This is a genomic window from Nonomuraea sp. NPDC048826, assembly GCF_043198225.1.
GTDB lineage: Bacteria > Actinomycetota > Actinomycetes > Streptosporangiales > Streptosporangiaceae > Nonomuraea.
The window spans coordinates 722978-740434 of the sequence record NZ_JBICUQ010000004.1 but is presented as its reverse complement, the minus strand read 5'-3'; the positions used below and the strand labels follow the sequence as shown (position 1 = coordinate 740434).

Below are 17457 nucleotides of genomic sequence, written 5' to 3'. Positions count from 1 at the left end.
CTCTCATGGGGTCGAGCGTGGAACTCACCGTGAGCCATGACCATCCACGGTAGTGCAGATCACTCCGGGTCAGGAGAGCACCGCCCACACGATCTTCCCGTGGGGCGAGAGCGCGGACCAGCCCCAGCGAAGGCTCAGTGAGTCGACGATGTGGAGACCCAGGCCGCCGGTATCCAGAGGGCCAGAGTATCTCAGCGTGGGCACCGAGGAGCCGGGATCGGTGAAGGCGCTGGTGACCAGGTGGCCGCGGCGGACCAGTGACATGTGCACGGGACCGCGCCGGCACGGGTCGTCGGCGCGCACGCCGTGCCGCAGCGCGTTCGTGGCCAGCTCGGAGACCACCAGCTCCATGTTGTCGCCGACCTCGGTCAGCCCCCACGCGGTGAGCACCCCGGCGGCGTAGCTGCGCGCGGAGTGGACGGACGTGGGGGTGGCGGGGAGCACGAACGTGGCGCTCGCGGACGGGCCAGGCTCGAGGAGATCACGCGCCGCCTCCGGCCACCAGCCGACGGGGGGCCACCAGTCGAACGTGGTCCATTGGCCGGCTGCCGTGGTGGATTGCACGGTGATCATTGTGCGGCAAACTCTCGTGCACTTGCAAGAGCGAATGCACGTGCAGACAGTGCGTGCAGGCGCTACGGTTTGCTCCAAAAGGTCAATCAGTGGGAAAGGGGATCTTGTCCGCGGCCCATGATCTTTCGGCCGTGAAGTGACAGACTGTGTGCCAAGGAAACGACCAAGGAGCACCACGTGTCCATCGATCCGCCCGGTTCAGCTTCGACCGTTCGGCGCATCATGCTCGGTGCGAGCCTGCGGCGCCTGCGCGAGAAGTGCGGACTCACGCGCGACCAGGCCGGATTCCACATCCGCGCCTCCGAGTCCAAGATCAGCCGGATGGAGCTCGGGCGCGTCGGATTCAAGACACGTGACGTGGAAGACCTGCTCACGCTGTACGGCGTCGACGACGACGCCGAGCGCCGTGCCCTGTTGGAGATGGTCCGGGAGGCCAACACTCCCGGCTGGTGGCAGAACTACTCGCAGGAGCTGCCCTCCTGGTTCACCACCTACGTGGGGCTGGAGGAGGCGACGAGCATGATCCGCACCTATGAGGTGCAGTTCGTGCCCGGCCTGCTGCAGACGGCCGCGTACGCGCGATCAGTGATCCAACTCGGCAATCCTGACATGTCCGCCGATCGGATAGAACGCCGCGTGCATCTGCGCATGCAGCGGCAGGAGCGCTTCACCAAGAACGACGGCCCGCGGCTGTGGGCGGTCATCGACGAGGCGACCCTCAAACGGACCATCGGCGGACGGAAGGTCATGGCCGAGCAGCTCCGGCATCTGCTGGAAGTCGCCGCTCTGCCCAACATCACCCTTCAGGTGATGCCTTTCAGATACGGCATGCACGCCGCCGAAGGGGGCGCGTTCAGCATCTTGCGGTTTCCCGAGTCCGACCTGTCGGACGTCGTCTACGTCGAACAGCTCTGGGGTGCCCTGTACCTGGACAAGCGCGAGGACATCGACCCGTACCTCACGGCCATGGAGCAGCTGTGCGTGGAGAGCACCACGCCGGGGGGCACCGTCGAGCTCATCGGCGGCCTTCTCAGAAAGATGTAGATGAATCAGACCTATAACGGCATGCCCGCGGGCGATCTGTCCGGTGTGGCGTGGCGCAAGAGCCGCTACAGCAACTCGCAGGGCAACTGCGTGGAGCTCGCGAAGCTCCCCGACGGTGGGATAGCGGTGCGCAACTCCCGCTTCCCCGACGGCCCCGCGCTGATCTACACCCGCGACGAGATCCGGGCGCTGGTGCTCGGAGTGAAGGACGGAGAATTCGACGGCCTGCTGGTGTAACGCGCTGTTAACCTCCGGCGGGCTCGCTTAACCAGGGCGCGCCGGAGGCGTAACGGGCGGGCCGACTGCTCCGGGCACGATCAGGTCATGCTCGACCAGATGACGCTGTATCCGATAGCCGATGACGTGCTGTTCGCACCCGGCGGCAAGGTCGTCGTCCGCACCTACGGCGTGGCGCCCGCGGCCTCCGCCGGCTCGGTGTCGTACCGGACCTGGGTGACCGGTATCCGGGACCAGCCGCGTTACTGGCACTGGGGCCACTTCGAGGACGCCGCCCGGGGCCACCGCAGCGTCCTGGAATGGCTGACCGGCCGCGGCCCGCAACCGGCCGAGGCGCTCTCCTGAGCCGCTCCGCAGGCGGCCGGGGACCGCGTGGTGGCATTCCGGGGCGTCACCCCCGCCGGCCGTCCTGCGGGGCGATCAGGGCCACGCACCGGTAGGCCCGCCCTCGCCGGCGGCCTGGCGCCGCGGCCCGCCACGGGTTAGGTTCAGGCTGCGGAGGCGGCCATGACTGACTCGTACCTCTTCAACGGGCGCGGCGACCACGCCGCCTCGTGCCCCGAGTGCGGAGCCGCGCTCGCGCTGCTCCGCGGCGACCACGAGAGGGCGGAGGAGCCGCCCCCTCGACTGCGCGAGGCCGTGCTGTCCATGGCCCGGCGCCGCAGGCAGCCCGCCGAGCCGGCGGTGGCGGAGGTGAGCGTGCCCTACGCCGAGCAGGTGGCCCTCATGGACGACCTGCTGGCTGAGCTGAGCGAACCGCAGTGGGACGCCCCGATGGCGCGGCACGGCACGGTGCGCGGCCTGGTCGAGCACCTCGCCGCCAACGACGCCAGGGTGGCCCGCTTCATGGGAGTGCCGGACCCCGGCACCGACCCCGTGCACCGGCGCTGGCGCCGGCAGGCCGGCTCGATGCTGGAACGGGTCTCGGCCAGCAAGGGCGTGCTGCTGGCCGCCGAGGTCGAGCTGGCCGGCAACACGCGGCAGGCGCCGGCACGCGGCCCGCTGCGTCACGCGCTGATCCAGCGGGCGTTCGAGACCTGGACGCACGCCGACGACATCCGGCGGCTCACCGACCGGCCCGTCGCCGAGCCGCCCGAGCCCCACCTGCGCATGATCGTCGAGTTCGGGCTGGCCATGCTGCCCCGCGCGGTGCCGCGGCAGGACCACGGCGCGTCGGCCACCTTCCAGCTCACCGGTCCGGGCGGCGGCTGCTGGACGGTGCCGCTGTCGTCCGGGCCCGGCCGGGTCTCGGCGCTGATCTCGGCCGGCGCCGCCGACTTCTGCCGGCTGCTCGCCGACCGCCTGCCGCCCGAGTCGTTCCCGTACGCCGCCGAAGGCGACGCGGGCCTGGCCCGGGAGCTGATCAAGGCCGCCGCGACCCTGGGGTGCGACTGATGAGCGGCGACACCGACCTGCACGCCCGGCTCGTGGCGGGCGACCTCGACGCCCTGGCCGCCGTCTACGACGCGCACTGCGCGTACGTGTACGGGGTCGCGATCAAGGTGACCGGCAGCCAGGAGTACGCCGAGGAGGTCACCCAGGACGTCTTCGCCGCGCTCTGGGAGGAGCCGCGCGCCCACGACCCCCGGTTCGGCTCGCTGCGCGGCTGGCTGGTGACCAGGGCGCTGCACGCGGCGGCGATGCGCGTCAAGGTCCGGTGACCGGGGCGTTCCACGTCCTGATCACCGGCTCGCCGTGCTCGTAGGACAGCCGCGAGTAGGTGCCCGTGTCGAGCTTGAACAGCCGCCCGTCCTGCGGGGGCAGGCGCAGCCAGCGGGCGGTGAGCACGCGCAGCAGGTGGCCGTGCGCCACCAGCGCCACCCGCCCCCGCGCTCGTGCGCACCGCTCGATCACCCGGTCGGCGCGGGCGCCCACCTCGGCCGCGCTCTCACCCGGCGTCTCGCCGGGGATCACACCGTCGCGCCACAGGTACCAGCCCGGCCGGTCCTTCCTGATGTCGGGGGTGGAGACGCCCTCGTAGCCGCCGTAGTCCCACTCCCACAGGTCGGGGTCCACCTCGTAGGAGCCCAGCCCGGCCAGGTCGGCGGTGCGGGTGGCGCGCCGCGCCGGCGAGACCACGACCCGCTCGAACGGGCTCTCCGCGATCACCGGGATGAGGGCCTTGGCCTGCTCCTCGCCGCGCGGGGTCAGCGGCACGTCGGTGCGGCCGGTGTGCCTGCCCGTCCTGCTCCACTCCGTCTCGCCGTGGCGGAGCAACACCATCTCTTCCATGGGGTCCATCATCCGGCACGCCCACGAGCCTGGCGTCAGCGGTCTCCGCCCGGCCTCGTGGACGCGCATCCTGCCGGCCGCTTCAGTAGGGTCACGTCGGCTGAAGGATCGGACTCGGTGCGGGACGGGGAGATGGCTATGGAGCCGGTGGCGGTCGGGCTGGTCGGGGCGGGGCCGTGGGCGGAGATGGCGCACGCGCCGATGCTGGCGGCGGGCCCGCACACCAGGCTCGCGGGCGTCTGGGCGCGCAGGCCCGAGGCGGCCGCCCGGCTCGGCGTGCCCGTGTACGCGCGGCTGGAGGAGCTGTTCGACGCGTGCGAGGCGGTCGCGTTCTGCGTGCCGCCCGCGGTCCAGGCCGAGCTGGCGGCGCGGGCCGCGCGGGCGGGCAAGGCGCTGCTGCTGGAGAAGCCGCTCGGCGACTCGCTGGACAGCGCGCGGCGGCTCGCGGACGCGGTCGCCGAGTCGGGCGTGCCGAGCCAGCTGGTGCTCACCCTGCGGTACGCGGCCGGCACCCGGGCCTTCCTGGACCGGTGCCGCGAGATCGAGCCGTTCGGCGGGCACGCCGCGAACATCTCCGGCTCCCTCGTCGGCGACCACCCGTTCGCCACCCCCTGGCGGCTGGAACGGGGCGCGCTGCTCGACGCGGGGCCGCACATGATCGACCTGATGGACGCGGCACTCGGCCGGATCACCGGGGTGCGGGCGCACGGCGACCCGCTGCGCTGGGCCGGGCTGCTGCTGGAGCACGAGGGCGGCGCGGTCAGCGAGGTGTCGCTGAGCCAGGCCGCCGTCGGCGACCTGCCGCCCGCGAGCGTGGCCGTGTACGGCAGGAAGGGCGCCGCCGTGCTGGACCCCGGCGGCGACCCGCTGCCGCGGGTGGCCGAGGAGTTCGCCAGGACGGTCCGGCAGGGCGGCCATCCGCTCGACGCCGCGCACGGCCTCCGGCTCCAGCAGGTGATCGAGGAGGCCGAAGCACAGCTGCGTACCCCTTGACGCGGGCGCTTCCAAGAGGATTGATAGCGTTTGTCCGACGCGCAGTGCGCAGCGAAGTCCGGTGTGAGTCCGGCGCTGTCCCGCAACTGTCATAGCCAGGTCGCCTGCCTCTGCGTGACGTCATCAACCCTCGTGGAAAAGGGTGATCCGTCGCTCACCGCGGGTCTCTCGGTTCCGACAGTGTGAAAGGACTACCTCGTGAGGCCCGTACGCAAGGCTCTCGCGGGCGCGCTGCTGGGAACGCTCGCCCTGTCCGCATGCGGACAGCCCGGCACGACAGCCGCCCCCACCCCCGCCGCCAGCTCCGCCACCAGCTCCGCCACCCAGGCCGACGCCGCCTTCCCCGTGACGGTGGAGGCCGCCAACGGCCCGGTCACCATCGCGAAGAGGCCCGAGCGGATCGTGTCGCTCTCGGCCACCCACACCGAGACGCTGTTCGCCATCGGCGCCGGCCCGCAGGTGATCGCGGTCGACGACCAGTCGAACTTCCCGCCCGAGGCGCCGCGGACCGAGCTGTCCGGCTTCAAGCCGAACGTCGAGGCCATCGTCGCCCACAAGCCCGACCTGGTCGTGCTCTCCGACGACATGGAGCAGGTCATCACCGAGCTGGGCAAACTGAACGTGCCGGTGCTGTGGGAGCCCTCCGCCAAGACCTTCGACGAGGCGTACGACGAGATCGGCGACCTCGGGGCGGCCACCGGCAACGCGGAGAAGGCCGAGGAGGTGGTCGCCTCCATGCGCGCCACCCTGGACAAGCTCGCCGCCGACGCGCCCAAGGACAAGCGGCTCACCTACTACCACGAGCTCGACCAGACCCCGTACGGCGCCACGTCCACGACCTTCATCGGCCAGGTCTACGGCCTCTTCGGGCTGACCAACATCGCCGACAAGGCCCCGGACGCGGCCGGCGGCTACCCCAAGCTGTCCGCCGAGTTCATCGCCCAGGCCGACCCCGACCTGATCTTCCTGGCCGACGTGAAGTGCTGCGGGCAGAACAGGGACGCCCTCGCCAAGCGCCCCGGCTGGGCGAACCTGTCCGCGATCAAGAACGACCAGGTGATCGAGCTCGACGACGACATCGCCTCCCGCTGGGGCCCGCGCGTCGCCGACCTGGCGCAGACCGTCGGCGACGCCGTGACGAAGGCGGCCTCCCGATAGTGCTCGCCGAGCAGGCCACCGGGCAGGCCGCGGGACGCGACCCGGTGGCGCACGTCAAGCCCGCCCGCGCCCGGCCGGTGTGGCTGGCGGGGGCGCTGCTGGTGCTGGCCGCCGTCATGGTCGCCGGGCTGCTGGGCGGCGCCGCCGACATCTCGCCCCGGCAGGTCGTCCTCCAGGTGGCCGACTGGCTGCCGTTCGTGTCGGTCGACGCCGGGCTGTCGCCGGTGGAGCAGGGACTGCTGTACGAGCTGCGGCTGCCCAGGGTGCTGCTGGCGGCCGTGGTCGGCGGGCTGCTGGCCATGGCCGGCGCCGGCTACCAGGGCGTGTTCCGCAACCCGCTGGCCGACCCGTACCTGCTGGGCGCCGCCGCCGGGGCCGGGCTGATGACCACGGTGGCCGTGGTGCTGCTGCCCGGCTCCGCGCTCACCACCCCGGTCGCGGCGTTCGCGGGCGCGGTCGGCGGCGTGTTCCTGGCCTACGCGCTGGGCAGCGCCGCCGGGCGCACCGGCGGGGGCACCGCGACGCTGGTGCTGGCCGGGGTGGCGGTCACCTCGTTCCTCACCGCGATCCAGACGTTCGTGCAGCAGCTCGGGGTGGAGGAGCTGCGGCGCGTCTACTCCTGGATCCTCGGCGACGTCGGCGGCGGCTGGCCGCAGATCTGGATGGTGCTGCCGTACGCGGTCGTCTCCGCGGCCGTGCTGCTGGTGCACGGGCGGATGCTGGACGTGCTCGCGGTCGGCGACGAGGAGGCCGGCGCGCTCGGCGTGCGGGCCGCCCGGGTGCGGCTCGTGGTGCTGCTGGCCGCCTCCATGGCCACGGCGGCGGCCGTCGCGGTGAGCGGGCTGATCGGCTTCGTCGGCATCGTCGTGCCGCATGTGGTGCGGCGGCTGGCCGGCGGCTCCTACCGCAGCGTGCTGCCGCTGTCGCTGATCGGCGGCGCCGCCTTCCTAGTGCTCGCCGACCTGCTCGCGCGGACCGTCATCGCCCCCGCCGAGCTGCCGATCGGGGTCGTCACCATGTTCGTGGGCGCGCCGTTCTTCGTGGCCGTGCTGCGCATGACGCGGGGGACGGCGACATGATCACGGTCAAGGACCTCTCGGTACGGCTCGGCGGGCGTGACGTGCTCGACCGGGTGGACGTCGACGTGGCGCGGGGCGAGTGGCTCGCGGTCATCGGGCCCAACGGCGCCGGCAAGTCCACCCTGCTGAAGGCCGTCATGGGCGTGCTGGACCACCGGGGCCAGGTGGTCCTCGACGACCGGCAGGGGAGCGGGCTCAAGCCGCGCGAGCGGGCCAGGCTCGTCGCCTACGCGCCGCAGGCGCCCGCGCTGCCGCCCGACATGACGGTCTTCGACTACGCGCTGCTCGGCCGTACCCCGTACATCCCCTACCTCGGAAGGGAGAGCCGCCGCGACCGGGAGATCACCGGAGGCGTGCTGGCGCGGCTGGGACTGACCGGCTTCGCCGCTCGCAGGGTCGGCGAGCTGTCCGGCGGCGAGCGGCAGCGGGTGGTGCTCGCCCGCGCCCTCGCCCAGGAGGCGCCGGTGCTGCTGCTCGACGAGCCCACCACCGCGCTCGACCTCGGGCACCAGCAGCAGGTGCTGGAACTGGTGGACCGGCTCAGGACCGCCGACGGCCTCACCGTGATCACCACGCTGCACGACCTGACGCTCGCCGGCCAGTACGCCGACACGCTCCTGCTCCTGTCCGGCGGCCGGTCCGTGGCCCGCGGCGCACCCGCCGAGGTGCTCACCGGCGCCCTCGTCGGCGAGCACTTCGACGCCCGTGTCATGATCGAGCCGGGCCCCGGCGGGCGGCCCGTGGTGCACCTGGTCAGGGGAGAGACGTGAAGCTCGGCTACCGCGTCGAGGACGGGGAGCGGCTGGGGTCGCTGCTGTGGGAGTTCGGGCCGGGGTGGCGGATGATCTCCTCGGCGATGCTGGGCGGCGGGATCGGGCCGCGTACGTGGGTGCTGAACGCGCAGGTCGCGGCCGGCTACGCGCGCATGGACCCGGTCGCCCACCTGACCGGGCTGGGGCCGGGCGGCGACGGTGTGGGCATGCTGACCGCCGCCTCGGTCGACCGCTACGCCCGCGCCGCCGACGGTGGGGCGGAGGCGGTGGCCACGGTCGGGTTACGGGTGCCGACCTGGGCGGCGGCCCCGGCGGGCGCGGCCGACCCGGAGCTGGCCCCGATCGCCGGCACCGTCAACATCGTCGCCGCGCTGCCGGTGGCCATGACGGACGCGGCCCTGGTCAACGCCGTCATGACGGTCACCGAGGCCAAGACGCAGGCGCTGCTGGAAGCGGGCTACCCGTGCACGGGCACCGCCTCGGACGCGGTCTGCGTCGCGGTCCCCGAGTCCGGTCCCCAGGAGGTGTTCTGCGGCCCGCGCTCGGAGTGGGGCGCCCGCCTGGCCCGCGCCGTCCACGCGGCCGTCAAACAGGGCGCCGAAGCGTGGCGGCCCGGTTACCGAAAGTCAGGGAATGCGGGTAAGTAGCATGTGGGCGAGGGCTGCATTCCCGATACTGGGCGGGTGACCATCATGGCGACGACCGAACCGACGACCGAACCGACGAGCGCGCGCACGGTTCTTCCGGGCAGGCCGCCGTTCACTGTCGATGACCTGCTCAAGTTTCCCGACGACGGGAATCGCTACGAGCTCTTCAACGGGAGCCTACTGGTGAGCCCTGCCCCCACTCCTCTGCACCAAAGAGTCATCTTCCGCCTTCAGCGGATCCTCGACGACGCCTCGCCTCCGGAGCTCGAGCCGTTGTCGACGGTGAACCTCCGGGTGAGCGCCAAGGACTTCTACATCCCCGATCTGGTCGTGGTGCCGATGGCCTGCACCGACCAGGTGGGGCTGATGTTCTCGCCCGAGCACGTGCTGCTGGCCGTCGAGATCGTCAGCCCCAGCACGCAGATGCGCGACAGAGCCTTCAAGACGGAGGCGTACGCCGCCGCCGGCATCCCCGTCTACTGGCGCGTGGAGCTCGACGAGGGGCCGGTGCTCTACGCGTACGAGCTCGACGGCGACGCCTACGGACCGCCGAGCGCCCACAAGGCGGGGACCGTCGCCGACCTGGCCGAACCGTTCTCCGTCAGCTTCGACCCGGCCGCGCTGAATTGATCACGAAAATCTGTAACGCCGGAGGGCTCTCGGACGATAGGGCGTCGAGAGGGGTTCTTACGTCGGGGGAAGTACTGCAACCGCTTCTTCATACGCGGATCTATTGACTTACGACAGGTGATTGGGACCCTGGTTACAACCCTTCGTGCGGGAGCGGTGATGGCACGTCTCACAGTGCTGGCAGGCGGCGTCGGGGTGACGGTCGCCCTGCTCGCCATTCCCGCGGTCGCCCATGAGCACCCCAGCGGCATCACCGATCTGGTGACCCCGGCCGTGGTGCGGGTGGAGGCGGTCTCGCACGTCGAGATAACGCTTCTCGACCACGTCGGCCAGTTACGCCACGTGGAGCGTTCCTACGACTTCCCCATCGGCGAGGGCACCGGCATCGTCGTCAACCCCGAGGGCGCGATCGTCACGCTCACCCGCGTGGTCAAGACCGACGACGAGGACGTCGCCGTCCTGGCGGCCAACAAGGTGTTCGCCGAGCACCACGACGTGAAGGTGCCGCAGGACGCGAAGCGTCACTCGCTCGACAACCCCGTGCTCAACCGTCACCTCAAGGACTGCTACCCGCCCAAGCGGGCCACCGCGACCTGCATCATCGACGTCACCACCGACATCACGATCTTCCCGAACGTCTCGCCCGCCGACACCGACGGCTTCAAGGCCGACCTGGTGCGCGCCGGCTCCGGTCCCGACACCCCCGCCGTGCTGATGCCCGTCGCCCGCGCGGTCGGCAGCGTCGGCATGCCCACCGCCCCGCTCGCCGACAAGGTGCCCGACCAGCCGGGTTCCCCCACCAGCGTGGCCGGCTTCCTCGGCCGCCCCGGCCCGAACGTGCGCACCACCGTCGAGATCGCCCACCTCGCCAAGGGCGGCGGCGCGGGCGAGAATGGCCGGCCGTTCGCCGACCCGGACAAGAAGGCCGACGAGCCCGTCAAGCTGGGCGGCCTGGCCGACCGCGGCCTGGCCGGCGCCCCCGTCATCGGCGACAAGGACGGCCACGTCGTCGGGATGCTGATCGGCGGCGGCAAGGAAGGCAAGATGATCGGGGTACGGGAGATCACCTCGACCCTGTCGAAGGCCGGCATCGCGCCGCGCCGCGGGGCGATCGACTCCGCCTTCGAAGGGGCGCTGACCCGCTACCACACTCAGTACTACACCGAGGCCGCGCCGGGCTTCCAGCGCGTGCTGGAGCTCTACCCCGGCAACGTGGTGGCCGCCGACCTGCTCAAGGAGGCGCTCGCCAAGCGGGGCGGCCCCGACGACGCGGGCACCAAGAGGGCGGCCGCCCCGGCGCCGAGCGGCCTGCCGCTGTGGCCGTTCATCGTCGCGGCGGGCGTGCTGTTCGTCGCCGCCGCCGTGGGCGCGTTCCTGCTGTGGCGGCGCCACCGGGCCGGCGGCGGGCCGGACGACGACCAGGGGCAGCAGGCGCCGCCGCTGGTCCCGCAGCAGCAGGGGTACGACGAGGGCGCCAACCAGACGATCATGGTGCGCCGGTCGCTGCAGTTCCCGGTGGTGCCGCAGCAGCAGCAGGTGCTCACCTCCCCGCAGCCCACTCTCACGTTCTGCACGGCCTGCGGCATGCGGCTCGGCCAGGCACACCGGTTCTGCGGCTACTGTGGCCAGCCCATCGAGACGTCGTGATGCACGTGAACGACAGAGCGCTCATCGGCCAGGAGGTGGCCGGCTACTACATCGAGAACATCATCGGCAAGGGCGGCATGGCCGTCGTCTACCTGGCGCTGGACCCGAGGCTGAGCAGGCGCGTCGCGCTGAAGATCCTCAACCCGGTGCTGAGCGTCGACGACCGGTTCCGCCAGCGGTTCATCCTGGAGTCCAGGACCGTCGCCAGCATCGAGCACCCCAACATCATCCCGATCTACGAGGCCAACGCCGACGCCGACGGGGTGCTCTACATCGCCATGCGCTACGTCGACGGGCTCGACCTGCGCCGGTTCATCTACGACCGGGGGCCGCTGCCGCTCGACCAGGGTCTGCGGATCTTCGCCCAGGTGGCGGCAGCCCTCGACGCCGCGCACGCGCACGACCTGATCCACCGTGACGTGAAGCCGGCCAACATCCTGCTGGCGAACGACCACGTCTACCTGACCGACTTCGGCATCACCAAGCACCGCACCTCGATCTCCGGTCTGACCCAGACCGACCAGTTCATCGGCACCCCCCGCTACATGTCGCCCGAGCAGATCAACAAGGAGCACATCGACGGCCGGGCCGACCAGTACGCGCTGGCGTGCGTGGTGTACGAGGGGCTGTCGGGGCGGCTGCCGTTCCAGCGCGACAACGACATCGCGCTGCTCTGGGCCCATCTGGCCGAGCAGCCTGCGCCGCTGACGCAGCTCCGGCCCGAGCTGCCGCTGGAGGTCGACGGGGTGATGATGCGGGCCCTGGCCAAGGCGCCCGAGCAGCGCTTCCCGTCGTGCGCGGCGTTCATCGACGCGCTGCGCGAGGCGATCACCGGCTCGGCGGCCCCGGACGGCGCGCTCACCGGCCCCAGAACCGGCCCCCGGACCGGTCCCGGCACAGCTCCCGGCACGGGCACAGGCCCAGGCGCGGGCCCCGGCACCGGTCCAGGCTCCGGCGCCGGTTCGGGCCCGCATTACGGCCCCGGTCCCGGTTCCGGCCCGCACTACGGTCCCGGCCCGGGTTCCGGCCCGCACTACAGCCCTGGCCCAGGCTCCGGCCCGCACTCCGGTCCCGGCACGGGCCCAGGCTCCGGCCCGCATTCCGGCCCGCATTCCGGCCCTCACCCCGGCTCCCCGTACGGTTACGGGTCCGGCCCTATCACCGGCCCCGGCAGCGGCCCGCCGACCGGCCCGTCCCCGCGACCGGCACGCCGTCCGGGCCGGCTGCCCATCGTGGCGGCCACCATCACCGCGGCGGTCGCCGCGCTGGCCCTGGTCGTGATGATCGTCGTGATGCAGCGCGGCGAGTCGTGGGTGCGTTTCGAGAACACCGCCGCCGCCCCGGTGACGTTCGAGCACCCCGAGGGGTGGACCGCCCGCTCGCACGCCGACCTGTTCGCGCTCGCCTCGCCGCGGGCCGCCGAGTTCGAGTCGATGTTCGTCTCCGGCGCCAACGCCGACTGGTCGCAGGTCAACCCGGTCATCAGCGGCGACCGGGAGAACGCCGTGGGCGTGTACGTCCAGGTGTCCGACACCCTCGACCCCGGCGCCTCCCGCGACCAGATGAAGGCTACGATGGAGGGCCTGCTGCCGGGCGAGGTCGAGGTGTCGGCCCCGGTGCCCGACCGGGCCGGCAACAGCGACGCGACCCGCTACGACGGCACCCTGCGCGACCGCGGCAGCGGCAACCAGCTGGGCTTCGTCAGCTACGTCATCGCTCATCGGCCCAAGCCGATCCTGATCATGTACTTCTGCGCGCAGCCCCGCTGTGACACCGAGACGCAGGTGCGGGTGCGGCAGAGCGTCCAGGTTTCCTGATCGTCCGCTTGCACCTGACTTGTGTACGGCTTGACCTGCTGAATCCATGTCTGTTCATGTACTCCCCGGCCCTTTACCCTTCGGAAGCTGTGGGCATAAAAATCGTGATCGTGGACGACCAGGCGATGGTCAGGGCAGGGCTGCGCATGGTCGTGGAGAGCGACCCGGGCATGGAAGTGGTCGGCGAGGCGGCCGACGGGCGCGACGCCATCGCCGTGGCCCGGCGGGTCAGGCCGGACATCGTGCTGATGGACATCTCCATGCCGCGGCTCGACGGGCTGAGCGCGACCAGGGAGTTGCTCGACACCCCGTCACCGCCCAAGGTGATCACGCTGACCACCTTCGACACCGACGAGAACCTGTGGGCGGCGCTGCGCGCCGGCACCAGCGGGTTCCTGCTCAAGGTGTCCCCGCCTGAGCAGCTCATCGAGGCCATCCGGATCGTGCACGCCGGCGACGCGCTGCTCGACCCGGCCGTGACCAGCCGGGTGATCGCCTCGTTCGCGGGCCGGGCGGAGCCGACGCCGTCGCCCCGGCTGGACGAGCTGACGCCGCGCGAGCTGGAGGTGCTGCGCCTGCTGGCCCGCGGGCTCACCAACGCGGAGATCGCCGAGGAGCTGTACGTGGGGGAGGCCACGGTGAAGACGCACGTGGCGCGGGTGCTCATGAAACTGGGCCTGCGTGACCGGGCGCAGGCGGTGGTGTTCGCGTACGAGTCGGGCGTGGTGCGGCCCGGCAGCATGACCTGATCTCACCATGCGGGAAGGGTTGAAGAACCATTCGGGAGGTATGTGTATATTTTCCGTCATAAGGCCGCGATGACAGGAGATCTTTCATGCACGCGTTCCCCAGGGTGTTGTTCGACGAGGCCCACAGCGAGTCGTGGACCATCCGGCGTGAGATCGCCGAGGCCGTGAACCCCGCTCACCCCGACGATTCCAGCTACGCCCGCGCCGCCGGGCTGCTGCGCCACCTGGGCCACACGGTGACGGCCCACGTCGAGGGCCCGCTCGACCCGGGAACGCTCCAGGAGCATGACGTGCTGGTCATCGCCCACCCGGCGGAGGAGCGCTGGGAGCGCACGACCGGTGGCAGCCCCGTGCTCTCCCCGGCGGAACTCGACGCCGTGCACGACTTCGTCGCCGCGGGCGGCGGGCTGGTCGTGCTGGCCGAGGAGGAGCAGGACAAGTACGGCAACAACCTGGCCGAACTCCTGGCCCGCTTCGGCGTGACCATCGAGCACACCACCGTGCGCGACCCGCGCCACGCGCACCGCGGCGTCGCCTCCTGGGTCGTCGCCTCGCCCGCCACCGGCGACGGGCTGCTCGCCGGCGTCAAGTCCGCCTGCTTCTACCGCTCCGGCGTGCTCGCCACCGGGAACGTCACCGGGAACGTCACCGGGAACGTCACCGGGAACGCCGTCGAGAACGCCACTGTGCTGTTCGCCACCTCCCAGGACGCCGACCCGGCGGGCGCGCCGCTCGCCGTCGCGCTCCCGTACGGGCAGGGCAGGGTCGTGGTGTTCGCCGACTCCGACCTGTTCGGCGACGACTCGATCGACGACCACGACCACGCCAGGCTGTGGGGCAACGTCATCACCTGGGCCGCGCGCGTCCCGGACGACGCGCCCGCCGCCGTCGCCGGGTCCGGCCCGAAGGCCGAGCTGTTCGGCGAGCTCAAGGCCCTGGTGGAGGAGCTGCGGCCGCTCCAGGTCAAGGACGGCTCGGTGCCGGAGGAGAAGGACCGGGCCAAGGAGCTCGTCACCGCCGTCGCCGCCAAGGTGGGCGAGCTGGCGCCGTACTTCCCGCACGACGCCGCGTACCTCCAGGCCGTCACCGACGACCTCGCCCGATGGTCGGAGCAGGACCTCGGCGTGCCCGACTTCCTCGGCTCGCTCGACCTCTTCCACCCCGACACCCAGCGCGTCGACGGCCTCGAACACCTCGTCGTGTTCCCCATGTACACCCAGAACGGCAACCCGAACCGCAACCTGGAAGCCGTCTGGATCCGCACCATCTGGCCGGACTGGCTGGCCGAGCTGGAGGCGGGCGGCTACGACAACCCGATGTTCGTGCCGATCGCGTTCGAGGACTTCACCTCCGGCTACGACACCCACTCCGCCGTGCTCTTCCCCGAGACGGTCGCGGTCCGGCAGACGCCCGCCCGTTTCACCTGGGGCGGCATCTTCGCCGACCGCGAGTCGGCCCGGTTCCGCAAGGTGTCCAGGGCCGCCGTCGGCACGCTCAAGGTCGACCTGCCGCCGGACGCCGCCCGCCTGCTCGCCTCGCAGCGGCTCGCCCAGGACACGTTCGTGCTGTGGGACCTCGTGCACGACCGCACGCACAGCCACGGCGACCTGCCGTTCGACCCGTTCATGATCAAGCAGCGGATGCCGTACTGGCTGTACGCGCTGGAGGAGCTGCGCTGCGACCTCACCGCGTTCGGCGAGGCCGTCAAGCTGGAGCGGGAGGGCGTGCCGCACGCCCGGTACGTGCAGTACGCCGTGCTGTTCGACCGGCTGTTCCGGTTCCCCATCACCGGCCCGCGGGTGCGCAACTACGACGGGCTCGGCGGCCAGCTGCTCTTCGCCTACCTGCACCGCAACGACATCGTCCGGTGGACCGACAACCGCCTGTCCATCGACTGGGACCGGGTCGCCGACGGCGTGGCCGACCTGCGTGGCGAGGTGGACAAGCTCTACCGCGACAGCATCGACCGTTCCAAGGTCGCCCACTGGCTGGCCGCGCACGAGCTGGTGAGCGCCTACGTCGCGCCCGACCCGGCCTCCGTCTGGGCCAGGGGGATCGACGCGCTGCCGGAGGAGCAGAAGGCCAAGGTGGACGCGGTGCTGCCCGACGAGTTCCCCCTGAGCATGTTCTACGAGGCGCTGCGCCGTAAGCTGGCCGACGTGGTGGAGTCGACGAAGGGGATCCGGGCATGATCATTCTCGTGACGGGCGCGGCCGGCCCCACCGGCGCCGCGGTGTCCGAACACTTCGCCAAGCAGGGCCACACCGTGATCGGCGTCGACAAGGACGAGGTCGACCTGCTCGACCGCGCCGCCGTCGACGCCCTCGCGGCCCGGATCGAGGCCGAGCATGGTCACGTCGACGGCGTGGTCCACCTCGTCGGCGGCTGGCGCGGCGGGCCCGGCTTCGCCCAGACCGACCTCGCCGACTGGGACGTGCTGCACGACCTGCTCATCCGCACCCTCCAGCACGTCTCGCTGGCCTTCGAGCCGCTGCTGCGCCGGAGCGCCGACGGCCGGTTCGTGATCGTCTCCGCCAAGGCCGCCCAGCGCCCCACCGCCGGCGGCGCCGCCTACGCCGCGGCCAAGGCCGCCGCGGAGGCGTGGACCCTCTCGCTGGCCGACGCGCTGCGCGGCACCTCGTCCGCGGCGGTGATCCTCGTCGTCAAGGCCCTGGTCAACGACGCCATGCGGGCCGCCAAGCCCGAGGCGGCGTTCGCCGGCTTCACCGACGTGCGCGACCTCGCCGAGGCGATCGGCCGCCTCTACGACCAGCCCGCCGACCAGCTCAACGGCACCAGATTGGACCTCACCACGTGACCGTCCGGCACGACCCCCGGCTCAAGGGCTTCGCCAGCGACAACTACGCCGGGGTGCACCCGGAGATCCTCCAGGCCATCGCCGACGCCAACGGCGGTCACCAGATCGCCTACGGCGACGACGTCTACACCGAGGCGCTGCAGGAGGTGTTCCGCCACCACTTCGGCGAGCGGGCCCAGGCCTGGCCGGTCTTCAACGGCACCGCCGCCAACGTCGTCTCGCTGCGCGCCATGACCGCCCACTGGGAGGCGGTGATCTGCGCCGAGACCGCCCACATCAACACCGACGAGGGCGGCGCGCCCGAGGTCGCCGGCGGCATCAAGCTGCTCACCGTCCCCACGCCCGACGGCAGGCTCACCCCCGAGCTGATCGACCGGCAGGCGTGGGGGTTCGGCGACGTGCACCGCGCCCAGCCCAAGGTGGTGTCCATCTCCAACACCACCGAGCTCGGCACCGTCTACACCCCCGCCGAGATCGCCGCCGTCTGCGCGCACGCGCACGACCTCGGCCTGCTCGTCCACCTCGACGGCTCCCGCCTCACCAACGCCGCCGCCGCGCTGGACGTGCCGCTGCGGGCGCTCACCACCGACGCCGGCGTGGACGTGCTCTCGTTCGGCGGCACGAAGATCGGGCTGTTGTACGGGGAAGCGGTCGTGGTGCTCAACCCCGAGGCGGCCACCGGCGTCGACTACATCCGCAAGACGTTCATGCAGCTGTCGTCCAAGATGCGGTTCGTGTCGGCGCAGTTCGAGGCGCTGCTGGCGGGCGACCTGTGGCTGCGCAACGCGCGCCGGGCCAACGCGATGGGCCGCCGGCTCGCCGCTGCGGTCGAGGGTCTGCCCGGCGTCGAGGTGCCCCGCCCGGTCGAGGCCAACGCGGTCTTCGCGATCCTGCCGAAGGACGTCACCGCCCGGCTGCAGAAGCGGTTCCGCTTCTACACCTGGAACGAAGCCACCGGCGAGGTGCGCTGGATGTGCGCCTGGGACACCACCGAAGAGGACGTCGACGCTTTCGCCGCCGCGCTGGCCGAGGAGCTCGCCACCTGAAGCGGCCGGGCGCC

General features: G+C 71.9%; 19 protein-coding genes. 17 read left to right on the top strand and 2 right to left on the bottom strand.

Features of this window, described 5'->3' with window-relative positions; translation table 11 throughout:
- Positions 1–69: 69 nt before the first annotated feature.
- Positions 70–573, bottom strand: a complete 504-nt coding sequence (locus ACGFI7_RS17960) for an ATP-binding protein (protein ID WP_393405520.1) — start codon at positions 571–573, stop codon at positions 70–72.
- Positions 574–795: 222 nt separating this feature from the next.
- Here ACGFI7_RS17960 and ACGFI7_RS17955 point away from each other — a divergent pair, with 222 nt between their 5' ends.
- The 5 genes from ACGFI7_RS17955 (at position 796) to ACGFI7_RS17935 (ending at position 3515) form a co-directional block, all read left to right on the top strand.
- Positions 796–1617, top strand: a complete 822-nt coding sequence (locus tag ACGFI7_RS17955) for a helix-turn-helix domain-containing protein (protein WP_393405518.1) — start codon at positions 796–798, stop codon at positions 1615–1617.
- Entirely contained in the window at positions 1618–1854 is a 237-nt protein-coding gene (locus ACGFI7_RS17950; RefSeq protein ID WP_148032926.1) for a DUF397 domain-containing protein, read from the top strand. It begins immediately after the preceding gene.
- Positions 1855–1941: 87 nt separating this feature from the next.
- Positions 1942–2199 carry a hypothetical protein gene (locus ACGFI7_RS17945; protein ID WP_393405516.1) on the top strand — a complete coding sequence of 86 codons (258 nt, stop codon included), beginning with the start codon at positions 1942–1944 and terminating at the stop codon, positions 2197–2199.
- Positions 2200–2361: 162 nt separating this feature from the next.
- Entirely contained in the window at positions 2362–3249 is an 888-nt protein-coding gene (locus ACGFI7_RS17940; RefSeq protein ID WP_393405514.1) for a maleylpyruvate isomerase N-terminal domain-containing protein, read from the top strand.
- Positions 3249–3515: a sigma factor gene (locus ACGFI7_RS17935; RefSeq protein ID WP_393405512.1), complete on the top strand. Its 267-nt coding sequence runs from the start codon at positions 3249–3251 to the stop codon at positions 3513–3515. The genes ACGFI7_RS17940 and ACGFI7_RS17935 overlap by 1 nt, the downstream gene beginning before the upstream one ends.
- On the opposite strand, the gene ACGFI7_RS17930 is transcribed toward ACGFI7_RS17935, so the two are convergent.
- Entirely contained in the window at positions 3502–4086 is a 585-nt protein-coding gene (locus ACGFI7_RS17930) for a histidine phosphatase family protein (RefSeq protein ID WP_393405510.1), read from the bottom strand. The two genes, ACGFI7_RS17935 and ACGFI7_RS17930, sit on opposite strands and share 14 nt — an antisense overlap.
- A 138-nt stretch (positions 4087–4224) precedes the next feature.
- Here ACGFI7_RS17930 and ACGFI7_RS17925 point away from each other — a divergent pair, with 138 nt between their 5' ends.
- The 12 genes from ACGFI7_RS17925 (at position 4225) to ACGFI7_RS17870 (ending at position 17443) form a co-directional block, all read left to right on the top strand.
- Entirely contained in the window at positions 4225–5079 is an 855-nt protein-coding gene (locus tag ACGFI7_RS17925; RefSeq protein WP_393405508.1) for a Gfo/Idh/MocA family protein, read from the top strand.
- 198 nt (positions 5080–5277) lie between these two features.
- Positions 5278–6237, top strand: coding sequence for an ABC transporter substrate-binding protein (locus tag ACGFI7_RS17920; protein ID WP_393405506.1), 960 nt, complete (start codon positions 5278–5280; stop codon positions 6235–6237).
- Positions 6238–6281: 44 nt separating this feature from the next.
- Entirely contained in the window at positions 6282–7316 is a 1035-nt protein-coding gene (locus ACGFI7_RS17915; protein ID WP_393405703.1) for a FecCD family ABC transporter permease, read from the top strand.
- A complete protein-coding gene (locus tag ACGFI7_RS17910; RefSeq protein WP_393405504.1) occupies positions 7313–8086 on the top strand; it encodes an ABC transporter ATP-binding protein in 774 nt (257 codons plus the stop codon). The genes ACGFI7_RS17915 and ACGFI7_RS17910 overlap by 4 nt, the downstream gene beginning before the upstream one ends.
- Complete coding sequence (locus ACGFI7_RS17905) at positions 8083–8736, top strand: adenosylcobinamide amidohydrolase (protein ID WP_393405502.1); 654 nt, start codon at positions 8083–8085, stop codon at positions 8734–8736. Before ACGFI7_RS17910 ends, ACGFI7_RS17905 begins: the two co-directional genes overlap by 4 nt.
- Before the next feature lie 45 nt (positions 8737–8781).
- Positions 8782–9366 carry a Uma2 family endonuclease gene (locus ACGFI7_RS17900; protein ID WP_393405501.1) on the top strand — a complete coding sequence of 195 codons (585 nt, stop codon included), beginning with the start codon at positions 8782–8784 and terminating at the stop codon, positions 9364–9366.
- A 159-nt stretch (positions 9367–9525) separates the two neighbouring features.
- On the top strand, positions 9526–11013 hold the full coding sequence (locus ACGFI7_RS17895; protein ID WP_393405499.1) for a hypothetical protein: 1488 nt from the start codon (positions 9526–9528) through the stop codon (positions 11011–11013).
- The gene (locus ACGFI7_RS17890) at positions 11013–12830 is read left to right on the top strand and encodes a serine/threonine protein kinase (RefSeq protein ID WP_393405497.1); all 1818 of its coding nucleotides are present in this window, start codon (positions 11013–11015) and stop codon (positions 12828–12830) included. Before ACGFI7_RS17895 ends, ACGFI7_RS17890 begins: the two co-directional genes overlap by 1 nt.
- An 89-nt stretch (positions 12831–12919) precedes the next feature.
- Positions 12920–13579 (top strand): response regulator, encoded by a 660-nt coding sequence (locus ACGFI7_RS17885; protein ID WP_393405495.1) that lies wholly within the window; start codon positions 12920–12922, stop codon positions 13577–13579.
- Between the two features lie 86 nt (positions 13580–13665).
- Complete coding sequence (locus ACGFI7_RS17880) at positions 13666–15771, top strand: DUF6421 family protein (RefSeq protein WP_393405493.1); 2106 nt, start codon at positions 13666–13668, stop codon at positions 15769–15771.
- Complete coding sequence (locus tag ACGFI7_RS17875) at positions 15768–16397, top strand: SDR family NAD(P)-dependent oxidoreductase (RefSeq protein ID WP_393405491.1); 630 nt, start codon at positions 15768–15770, stop codon at positions 16395–16397. Before ACGFI7_RS17880 ends, ACGFI7_RS17875 begins: the two co-directional genes overlap by 4 nt.
- Positions 16394–17443: a threonine aldolase family protein gene (locus ACGFI7_RS17870; protein WP_393405489.1), complete on the top strand. Its 1050-nt coding sequence runs from the start codon at positions 16394–16396 to the stop codon at positions 17441–17443. The genes ACGFI7_RS17875 and ACGFI7_RS17870 overlap by 4 nt, the downstream gene beginning before the upstream one ends.
- Positions 17444–17457 lie beyond the last annotated feature (14 nt).

Excerpts from the sequence above, each read along its gene's own strand:
- ACGFI7_RS17875 (WP_393405491.1), top strand. The coding sequence starts at position 15,768 with ATGATCATTCTCGTGACGGGCGCGGCCGGCCCCACCGGCGCCGCGGTG.
- ACGFI7_RS17910 (WP_393405504.1), top strand. The coding sequence starts at position 7,313 with ATGATCACGGTCAAGGACCTCTCGGTACGGCTCGGCGGGCGTGACGTG.
- ACGFI7_RS17925 (WP_393405508.1), top strand. The coding sequence starts at position 4,225 with ATGGAGCCGGTGGCGGTCGGGCTGGTCGGGGCGGGGCCGTGGGCGGAG.
- ACGFI7_RS17955 (WP_393405518.1), top strand. The coding sequence starts at position 796 with ATGCTCGGTGCGAGCCTGCGGCGCCTGCGCGAGAAGTGCGGACTCACG.
- ACGFI7_RS17900 (WP_393405501.1), top strand. The coding sequence starts at position 8,782 with ATGGCGACGACCGAACCGACGACCGAACCGACGAGCGCGCGCACGGTT.
- ACGFI7_RS17945 (WP_393405516.1), top strand. The coding sequence starts at position 1,942 with ATGCTCGACCAGATGACGCTGTATCCGATAGCCGATGACGTGCTGTTC.
- ACGFI7_RS17890 (WP_393405497.1), top strand. The coding sequence starts at position 11,013 with ATGCACGTGAACGACAGAGCGCTCATCGGCCAGGAGGTGGCCGGCTAC.
- ACGFI7_RS17895 (WP_393405499.1), top strand. The coding sequence starts at position 9,526 with ATGGCACGTCTCACAGTGCTGGCAGGCGGCGTCGGGGTGACGGTCGCC.
- ACGFI7_RS17950 (WP_148032926.1), top strand. The coding sequence starts at position 1,618 with ATGAATCAGACCTATAACGGCATGCCCGCGGGCGATCTGTCCGGTGTG.
- ACGFI7_RS17880 (WP_393405493.1), top strand. The coding sequence starts at position 13,666 with ATGCACGCGTTCCCCAGGGTGTTGTTCGACGAGGCCCACAGCGAGTCG.
- ACGFI7_RS17960 (WP_393405520.1), bottom strand. The coding sequence starts at position 573 with ATGATCACCGTGCAATCCACCACGGCAGCCGGCCAATGGACCACGTTC.
- ACGFI7_RS17930 (WP_393405510.1), bottom strand. The coding sequence starts at position 4,086 with ATGGAAGAGATGGTGTTGCTCCGCCACGGCGAGACGGAGTGGAGCAGG.
- ACGFI7_RS17935 (WP_393405512.1), top strand. The coding sequence starts at position 3,249 with ATGAGCGGCGACACCGACCTGCACGCCCGGCTCGTGGCGGGCGACCTC.
- ACGFI7_RS17940 (WP_393405514.1), top strand. The coding sequence starts at position 2,362 with ATGACTGACTCGTACCTCTTCAACGGGCGCGGCGACCACGCCGCCTCG.